The following is a 9288-nucleotide window of genomic DNA, read 5'->3' on the forward strand; positions in this document are numbered from 1 at the left end:
AAAAGAACATGAGTAAAGAAATGCTAGAGGCCTTCCGCATTTTGGAAGAAGACAAGGGAATCAAAAAAGAAGATATCATCGACGCAGTAGTAGAGTCGCTTCGTTCCGCTTATCGCAGACGCTATGGTCAATCTGACAGCGTAGCTATTGACTTCAACGAAAAAACAGGTGACTTTACAGTTTATACTGTCCGTGAAGTTGTTGATGAAGTATTTGATAGCCGTTTGGAAATTAGCTTGAAAGATGCTCTTGCCATTAATTCAGCCTATGAGCTTGGTGACAAAATCAAGTTTGAAGAAGCACCTGCTGAGTTTGGTCGTGTAGCAGCCCAATCTGCTAAACAAACCATCATGGAAAAAATGCGCAAGCAAACACGTGCTATCACTTACAATACTTATAAAGAACATGAACAAGAAATCATGTCAGGTACAGTAGAACGTTTCGACAACCGTTTCATTTATGTTAACCTTGGTAGCATCGAAGCTCAATTGTCCAAACAAGACCAAATCCCTGGAGAAGTCTTTGCTTCCCACGATCGTATCGAAGTTTATGTCTACAAGGTTGAAGACAACCCTCGTGGTGTCAACGTCTTTGTTAGCCGTAGCCATCCTGAAATGATCAAACGCTTGATGGAGCAAGAAATTCCAGAAGTCTACGATGGAACTGTTGAAATCATGAGCGTAGCTCGTGAAGCTGGTGACCGTACGAAAGTTGCCGTTCGTAGCCACAATCCAAACGTGGACGCTATCGGGACAATCGTTGGGCGTGGTGGTGCCAACATCAAGAAAATCACCAGCAAATTCCACCCAGCTCGCTATGATGCCAAGAGTGATCGTATGATTCCTGTCGAAGAAAACATCGACGTTATTGAGTGGGTAGCAGATCCAGCTGAGTTTATCTACAATGCCATCGCACCGGCAGAGGTTGACCAAGTTATCTTTGATGAAAACGACAGTAAACGTGCCTTGGTCGTTGTACCTGATAACAAGCTTTCTCTTGCAATCGGTCGTCGTGGACAAAACGTTCGCTTAGCAGCTCACTTGACGGGTTACCGTATCGATATCAAGTCTGCCAGCGAATTTGAAGCTATGGAAGAAGCAGGTCAAGTGGATTACGCAGCTGCGGACGAATTGACAGAAGAATAAAAGCTGCTAGAGGAGGGAAAGATGAAAACAAGAAAAATCCCTTTGCGCAAGTCTGTTGTATCCAACGAAGTGATTGATAAGCGTGATTTGCTCCGCATTGTCAAGAACAAAGAAGGACAGGTTTTTATCGATCCGACAGGCAAGGCCAATGGCCGTGGCGCTTATATCAAGCTAGACAATACAGAAGCCCTAGAGGCAAAAAAGAAGAAAGTCTTTAACCGTAGCTTTAACATGGAAGTGGAAGAAAGCTTTTATGACGAGTTGATCGCCTATGTGGATCACAAAGTGAAAAGAAGAGAGTTAGGACTTGAATAAGCAAAAGATAAGTAATCTCTTGGGACTTGCTCAACGAGCAGGCCGGATCATATCAGGAGAGGAATTGGTGGTTAAAGCCATCCAAGACCAGAAAGCCAAGTTAGTCTTTCTAGCCCATGATGCTGGTCCCAATCTGACCAAGAAGATTCAAGACAAAAGTGACTATTATCAAGTAGAAGTTATAACCGTGTTTTCAACACTGGAATTAAGCATAGCAGTCGGGAAACCGAGAAGGGTTTTGGCTGTGACAGATGCTGGATTTACAAAGAAAATGAGGTCTCTTATGGAATAGAAGAGGAGGACATGATTTGTCTAAGAAAAGATTGTACGAAATCGCAAAAGAACTTGGAAAAGAAAGTAAAGAAGTTGTAGCGCGTGCAAAAGAGTTGGGCTTGGATGTGAAAAGCCACTCATCGAGTGTGGAAGCTGCTGCTGCTGAGCAAATCGCAGCTAGCTTTAAACCTGCACCTGCTCCTAAGGCAGAAGCAAAACCTGCAGCACCAAAAGCAAGTGTAGAAAAGAAAGCAGAAAAGTCTGTATCAGCTAAACCAGTAGCCGCTAAGGAAGAAAGCAAATCAGCTACACCTGCAGCTCCTAAGGAAGAAAAAGTAGTGGCCGCAAGACCACAGAGTCGAAACTTCAAGGCGGAGCGTGAGGCGCGTGCCAAAGAGCAGGCAGAGCGACGCAAACAAAACAAGGGCAACAACCGTGACCAACAACAAAACGGTAACCGTCAGAAAAATGACGGTCGTAATGGTGGAAAACCTGGTCAAGGAAACCGCGACAATCGCCGATTTAACGACCAAGGGAAAAAACCACAAGGTCAAGGGAATCGTGGCAATAATCGCCGTCAGCAACAAGACTTCCAGCCAAAACAAGCTGGACCACGTGTTGACTTTAAAGCCCGTGCAGCGGCCCTAAAAGCAGAGCAAAATGCAGAGTACGCACGCTCAAGCGAGGAGCGCTTCAAACAATCGCAAGCTGCCAAAGAAGCCTTGGCTCAAGCTAATAAACGCAAGGAGCCAGAGGAAATCTTTGAAGAAGCTGCTAAGCTAGCTGAACAAACGCAGCCAGTCGTAACAGTAGCTCCTGTAGCGAAAGAAGCACCAGTGGATACACGTCGTAAAAAACAAGCTCGACCAGACAAAGAACGTGATGATTATGATCACGAAGAAGGTGGTCCTAGAAAACAACAAAAGAATCGAAGTAGTCAGAATCAAGTGAGAAATCAAAGAAATAGTAACTGGAATAACAATAAGAAGAACAAAAAAGGCAATAACAAGAACAATCGTAATCAGACTCCAAAACCTGTTACAGAGCGTAAGTTCCACGAATTGCCAACAGAATTCGAATATACAGATGGTATGACTGTTGCGGAAATCGCAAAACGTATCAAACGTGAACCAGCTGAAATCGTTAAGAAGCTTTTCATGATGGGAATTATGGCCACACAAAACCAATCCTTGGATGGAGAGACCATTGAACTCCTCATGGTGGATTACGGTATCGAAGCTAAACAAAAGGTTGAAGTGGATAATGCCGACATCGAACGTTTCTTTGTCGAAGATGGCTATCTCAATGAAGATGAATTGGTTGAGCGTCCACCAGTTGTCACCATCATGGGACACGTTGACCATGGTAAGACAACACTTTTGGATACCCTTCGTAATTCTCGTGTTGCGACAGGAGAAGCAGGTGGTATCACTCAGCATATCGGTGCCTACCAAATTGTGGAAAATGGCAAGAAGATTACCTTCCTTGATACACCAGGACACGCGGCCTTTACATCTATGCGTGCGCGTGGTGCCTCTGTTACCGATATTACCATCTTGGTTGTAGCGGCAGATGACGGGGTTATGCCTCAAACTGTCGAAGCCATCAACCATTCAAAAGCGGCCAACGTTCCAATTATCGTGGCCATCAATAAGATTGATAAACCAGGTGCCAACCCAGAACGCGTTATCGGTGAATTGGCTGAACACGGTGTTATGTCAACAGCTTGGGGTGGAGATTCTGAGTTTGTAGAAATCTCAGCAAAATTCAACCAAAATATCGATGAACTCTTGGAAACGGTCCTACTTGTAGCTGAAATCCAAGAACTCAAGGCCGACCCAACAGTTCGTGCGATCGGTACAGTTATCGAGGCTCGCTTGGATAAAGGAAAAGGTGCGGTCGCAACCCTTCTTGTGCAACAAGGTACCTTGAATGTCCAAGATCCAATCGTTGTCGGGAATACCTTCGGTCGTGTCCGTGCCATGACCAATGACCTTGGTCGTCGTGTTAAGGTTGCAGGTCCATCAACACCAGTTTCTATCACAGGTCTAAACGAAGCGCCAATGGCGGGTGACCATTTTGCTGTTTACGAAGATGAAAAATCTGCGCGTGCAGCAGGTGAAGAACGTGCGAAACGTGCTCTTATGAAGCAACGTCAAGTAACCCAACGTGTCAGCCTTGAAAACCTCTTTGATACGCTTAAAGCAGGTGAGCTCAAGTCTGTTAACGTTATCATCAAGGCCGACGTACAAGGTTCTGTTGAAGCCCTTTCTGCCTCACTTCAAAAGATTGACGTAGAAGGTGTCAAAGTTACCATCGTTCACTCAGCGGTCGGTGCCATCAATGAATCTGACGTGACCCTTGCGGAAGCTTCAAATGCCTTTATCATCGGTTTCAACGTGCGCCCTACACCACAAGCGCGTCAACAAGCAGAAGAAGATGATGTAGAAATCCGTCTCCACAGCATTATCTACAAGGTTATCGAAGAGATGGAAGAAGCCATGAAAGGGATGCTTGATCCAGAATTCGAAGAAAAAGTTATCGGTGAAGCAATCATCCGTGAAACCTTCAAGGTATCTAAAGTGGGAACTATCGGTGGATTCATGGTTACGAGTGGTAAAGTTACCCGTGACTCTAAAGTCCGTGTTATTCGTGATGGTGTTGTTATCTATGACGGTGAACTCGCCAGCTTGAAACACTACAAAGATGACGTCAAAGAAGTTACAAACGGCCGTGAAGGTGGATTGATGATTGATGGCTACAATGATATCAAGACTGATGATGTGATTGAGGCCTATGTCATGGAAGAAATCAAGAGATAATAGAGAAACGATAGCCAGTTTGACTCGTCGTCAACAGCGTCTTGATGAACCCTTAGTTCTATCTAAGGCTTGTTTCCTAGATTCAAATGGCTCTAGTTCCTCTATCTTCTAGAAATAGCTAGGTCTGCTGGCCTAGCTTTTGGTTCAAAGTAGAGAAAGGAATATCATGGCAAATCATTTCCGTACGGATCGTGTGGGCATGGAAATCAAGCGTGAAGTCAATGAGATTTTGCAAAAGAAAGTCCGTGATCCGCGTGTCCAAGGTGTGACCATTACAGATGTTCAGATGCTGGGTGACTTGTCTGTTGCCAAGGTTTACTACACCATTTTGAGTAACCTTGCTTCGGATAACCAAAAAGCTCAAATCGGGCTTGAAAAAGCAACTGGTACCATCAAACGTGAACTTGGTCGCAATTTGAAATTGTACAAAATCCCAGATTTAACCTTCGTCAAAGACGAATCCATTGAATATGGAAACAAGATTGACGAGATGTTACGCAATCTGGATAAGAATTAAGCAAGAGGGGACACCCTCTTTTTTGGTGGAGAAATGGCAATAAAAAATACTGGAGAATCTCTCTAGAGTAAAAAAATGTTAAAAAGCTTTATANAACTCAGCTTGTATGATAGTATAGAAATTGGAAAGAGTGAGATGAAATGATTTCTTATCAATAACTAGCTAGTCTGGTATAGCAATCAGCTAGAAACTGCAGTTAGACGAGGGAAGGTAATATGGGATTCATTAAATTCTAGCCAAAACTTACGGGAATTACTTTTTTACGATGCAGGGTTTAAAAGTGATGAAAACAATGAAAAAAGATGACAATCTTGTTGTTGGTCTAGGAAAGTTATTTCTTGTAGATAAGTTAATGGATACGGCTCACTGGTTAGCAAAGCCAGATGATAAGGAATAACTTGAAATGAAAGAAACTAGCAGGAACACCACTGCTAGTTTTTTAATCTCTTCCCATATGGTATAATATAAGCAGTAAAATCATTTTAGAACATACATGGAGGTCGTCATGGATAATATCATAGATGTGTCAATTCCCGTTGCAGAAGTGGTGGACAAGCATCCAGAAGTCTTGGAAATCCTAGTTGAGCTCGGTTTTAAACCGCTTGCTAATCCCTTGATGCGCAACACAGTCGGTCGCAAAGTATCGCTGAAGCAGGGTTCTAAGCTGGAAGGAACTCCTATGGACAAGATTGTTCGTACACTGGAAGCGAATGGCTACGAAGTGATTGGATTAGACTAATGGCAGATGAACGGATTCATATACTACGGGATATTTTGTTAGAATTGCACAATGGCGCCTCTCCTGAGTCAGTTCAGGAGCGTTTTGATGCGACCTTTACAGGTGTGTCAGCCATCGAGATTTCCCTCATGGAGCACGAGCTGATGAACTCAGACTCAGGTGTCACCTTTGAAGATGTCATGGATCTATGTGATGTCCATGCTAATCTTTTTAAAAATGCAGTTAAGGGTGTCGAAGTAGAGGATACCGAGCATCCTGGCCACCCCGTTCGCGTCTTCAAGGATGAAAATCTAGCTCTCCGTGCAGCTTTGATTCGCATTCGGAGACTGTTGGATACCTATGAGTCTATGGAAGATGAGGAAATGCTGGCAGAGATGCGCAAGGGCTTGGTACGTCAAATGGGGCTGTTGGGGCAATTTGACATCCATTATCAGCGCAAGGAAGAGCTCTTTTTTCCCATCATGGAGCGCTATGGTCACGATTCACCTCCTAAAGTCATGTGGGGAGTGGACGATCAGATCAGAGAACTCTTTCAGACAGCTCTAGCGACGGCTAAGGCACTACCAGAAGTGGCGATTTCCACTGTAAAGGAGGCCTTTGAAGCTTTTGCGACAGAGTTTGAAAGTATGATTTTCAAGGAAGAGTCCATCCTCCTCATGATTCTCCTTGAGTCTTTCACCCAGGATGACTGGATTCAGATTGCGGAGGAGAGCAATGCCTACGGCTATGCCATCATTCGTCCGTCCGAGAAATGGGTGCCAGAACGACAGAGTTTCGTTGAGGAAAAGAGTGCAGAGGAGCCCGTGCAGCTGGACACGGCTGAAGGTCAAGTTCAGCAAGTTATCGATACACCAGAAGGCCAGTTCACCATTACCTTTACCCCTAAGGAAAAGGAAGCAGTGCTGGACCGTCATAGTCAACAGGCTTTTGGCAATGGTTATCTCTCCGTCGAGCAGGCCAATCTCATCCTCAATCACCTCCCTATGGAGATCACTTTTGTCAATAAAGACGATATTTTTCAGTATTACAATGACAATACGCCAGCTGATGAGATGATTTTCAAACGGACGCCGTCCCAAGTCGGGCGCAATGTAGAACTCTGCCATCCGCCCAAATATCTAGAAAAGGTGAAGGCCGTTATGCAAGGTCTTCGTGAAGGGGTCAAGGACAAGTATGAAATGTGGTTCAAGTCAGATTCGCGAGGCAAGTTTGTCCACATTACCTATGCTGCGGTACACGATGAAAACGGGGAATTCCAAGGCGTGTTGGAGTATGTTCAGGATATCCAGCCCTACCGAGAGATTGATACGGACTTCTTCCGTGGATTAGAATAAGGAGAATCAATGAGTTACGAACAGGAATTTATGAAGGAATTTGAAGCTTGGGTCAATACCCAGATCATGATCAACGACATGGCGCACAAGGAAAGTCAAAAGGTCTACGAAGAAGACCAAGACGAACGTGCCAAAGATACCATGATTCGCTACGAAAGTCGCTTGGATGCCTACCAGTTCTTGCTTGGTAAGTTCGAAAATTTCAAGGCAGGCAAGGGATTCCATGATTTGCCAGAAGGATTGTTTGGTGAGCGAAACTATTAAAATACAGATACTTTCTTGATTTTTTCCCAAAATCTTGATAGAATATCTTTATTAAATCCTTGTCAGAGCAGGGATTTTTTATTGAAAGGATTTTATCATGTCAAAGAAACTCCAACGTAAAAAACAATTGCGAAATAGCCTTCGTCGCTCAGGTGCCTTTTCAAGTACGGTGACCAAAGTTGTCGAAGAGACCAAAAAAGTCGTGAAACACGCAGAAAAATCTGCCAGCGAAGCAGGAAAAGTTGTCTCTAAAAAAGTGGAACAAGCAGTAGAAGCGACCAAGGAACAAGCTCAAAAAGTAGCCAATTCAGTAGAAGATTTCGCAGCTACTTTGGGTGGCCTCTCAGTAGATCGTGCTAAGACTTTCTATGATGAGGGGATCAAGTCGGCTGCTGACTTTAAAAACTGGACTGAAAAAGAACTCCTTGCCTTGAAAGGAATTGGCCCAGCTACCATTAAGAAATTAAAAGAGCACGGAATCAGCTTCAAGTAATCTTTCTTGCCCCTTGCATTTCCGAGAAAAACTTGCTACAATAGAGCCATTAGAGGTGTTTTGAATCCCACATTTTACAGAAAGTGGCGGTGCTGAGAAGTCCACAAATGTGTCAAAACTAGTTGCTAATGACTGAAAATGAAATAAAAATGTCTTTTTGTTTTAAAGACGAGAGTTGCGGGCTTTGCCCGAAATTGGGTGGTACCGCGGATAAGCACATTCGTCCCTGTCATGGATATGGCAGGGACGATTTTTTGTAGAAAGCGAGGTAGAAGGATGACAAGAGCAGAGTTGCCAGAAAGAATCGAAACAGAACGTCTCGTTTTACGAGTCCGAACAGTGGCTGATGCCGAGGATATCCATGCCTACGCCAGTCTCCCAGAGGTCGCCTATCCAGCAGCATTTCACCCCGTCAAGAGCTTGGAAGATGAGATTTATTATCTGGAGCATATTCTGCCCGAGCGTAATGAAAAGAACAATCTCCCAGCGGGCTATGGAATTGTCGTTAAAGGAACCGATAAGGTCATCGGCTCTGTTGATTTCCCTCGTCGTCACGAGGATGATGTCTTGGAGATTGGCTATATCTTACATCCAGACCATTGGGGTCTAGGTTATGTTCCAGAAGCAGCGCGTGCCTTGATTGACCTAGCTTTTAAAGAACTGGGTCTTCATAAGATTGAGATGACTTGCTTTGGCTACAATGCCCAAAGTCAACGAGTCGCGGAAAAATTAGGCTTTACCCTCGAAGCTCGCATAAGAGAACGCAAAGATGCCCAAGGCAATCGTTGTGACAGTTTGATATATGGCTTGCTGAGGAGTGAGTGGGAAGCTAGAAGTTGATAGTTGAACTGTTCGAGAAAATCGAACAGTTGGGATGTATTGAAGAATTTCGAAAGCGAGGTGAGAGGATTGGAAACAAGCCAGATTATTACTCTAATTAGTGGAGCAGGAATAGGGGCTATCTTGAGTGCGATTTTAGTGTTTGTTAATAATAGTAAAAGAAATCAACTTGATTATATTACTAAAGAACGCTCTGAATGGAGAAAAAACATAAAGTTGATAATTGTTGATTTGCTAAATGGAGAAAATAGGGAATCTGCAGTAAATAGTCTTAGAACACAAATCAATCCATACGGCTATTGTAGAAATATTAAATATACTAATGAGTATTACATGAAAGATGGACATATTTGGGACCTTTTAAATGATTTTGATTACTCAGAAGAAAAATCGCAAATACTCAGTCAGTATTTAAGGTTACTCTTGAAATATGATTGGGAACGTTCAAAAAATGAGGTTAGAATTAATAATAATTTCTTATGGAATTTTTTAAGATGGGGATTGATAATTCTAAACTTAATAATGTTATTTTGGGCGGGAAATGTG

The 9288-nt window shown here is 43.5% G+C and carries 10 protein-coding genes and 1 pseudogene; all 11 read left to right on the forward strand.

Going from position 1 to position 9288, the window contains the following annotated elements:
- Positions 1-8 precede the first annotated feature (8 nt).
- Positions 9-1145 carry a transcription termination factor NusA gene (gene nusA, locus D8847_RS05980; RefSeq protein ID WP_000032278.1) on the forward strand — a complete coding sequence of 379 codons (1137 nt, stop codon included), beginning with the start codon at positions 9-11 and terminating at the stop codon, positions 1143-1145.
- 21 nt (positions 1146-1166) lie between these two features.
- A complete protein-coding gene (gene rnpM, locus D8847_RS05985; RefSeq protein WP_000857568.1) occupies positions 1167-1460 on the forward strand; it encodes an RNase P modulator RnpM in 294 nt (97 codons plus the stop codon).
- The gene (locus D8847_RS05990) at positions 1453-1752 is read left to right on the forward strand and encodes a YlxQ-related RNA-binding protein (protein ID WP_125840961.1); all 300 of its coding nucleotides are present in this window, start codon (positions 1453-1455) and stop codon (positions 1750-1752) included. Before rnpM ends, D8847_RS05990 begins: the two co-directional genes overlap by 8 nt.
- 16 nt (positions 1753-1768) lie before the next feature.
- A complete protein-coding gene (infB, locus tag D8847_RS05995; protein ID WP_125840962.1) occupies positions 1769-4555 on the forward strand; it encodes a translation initiation factor IF-2 in 2787 nt (928 codons plus the stop codon).
- A 166-nt stretch (positions 4556-4721) separates the two neighbouring features.
- On the forward strand, positions 4722-5072 hold the full coding sequence (rbfA, locus tag D8847_RS06000; RefSeq protein ID WP_001273601.1) for a 30S ribosome-binding factor RbfA: 351 nt from the start codon (positions 4722-4724) through the stop codon (positions 5070-5072).
- 505 nt (positions 5073-5577) lie between these two features.
- On the forward strand, positions 5578-5811 hold the full coding sequence (locus D8847_RS06010) for a DUF1858 domain-containing protein (protein WP_000368739.1): 234 nt from the start codon (positions 5578-5580) through the stop codon (positions 5809-5811).
- The gene (locus tag D8847_RS06015; protein ID WP_125840964.1) at positions 5811-7145 is read left to right on the forward strand and encodes a DUF438 domain-containing protein; all 1335 of its coding nucleotides are present in this window, start codon (positions 5811-5813) and stop codon (positions 7143-7145) included. Before D8847_RS06010 ends, D8847_RS06015 begins: the two co-directional genes overlap by 1 nt.
- Positions 7146-7154: 9 nt before the next feature.
- Positions 7155-7409, forward strand: a complete 255-nt coding sequence (locus D8847_RS06020) for a DUF1912 family protein (RefSeq protein ID WP_125840965.1) — start codon at positions 7155-7157, stop codon at positions 7407-7409.
- Positions 7410-7506: 97 nt separating this feature from the next.
- Positions 7507-7902, forward strand: coding sequence for a helix-hairpin-helix domain-containing protein (locus tag D8847_RS06025; RefSeq protein ID WP_000038699.1), 396 nt, complete (start codon positions 7507-7509; stop codon positions 7900-7902).
- Between the two features lie 276 nt (positions 7903-8178).
- Entirely contained in the window at positions 8179-8742 is a 564-nt protein-coding gene (locus D8847_RS06030; protein ID WP_000196169.1) for a GNAT family N-acetyltransferase, read from the forward strand.
- 69 nt (positions 8743-8811) lie between these two features.
- Positions 8812-9288: pseudogene (locus D8847_RS06035) on the forward strand (hypothetical protein); the annotation flags it as partial.

Source organism: Streptococcus mitis (assembly GCF_003942795.1).
Classification (GTDB): Bacteria; Bacillota; Bacilli; order Lactobacillales; family Streptococcaceae; genus Streptococcus; species Streptococcus mitis_BJ.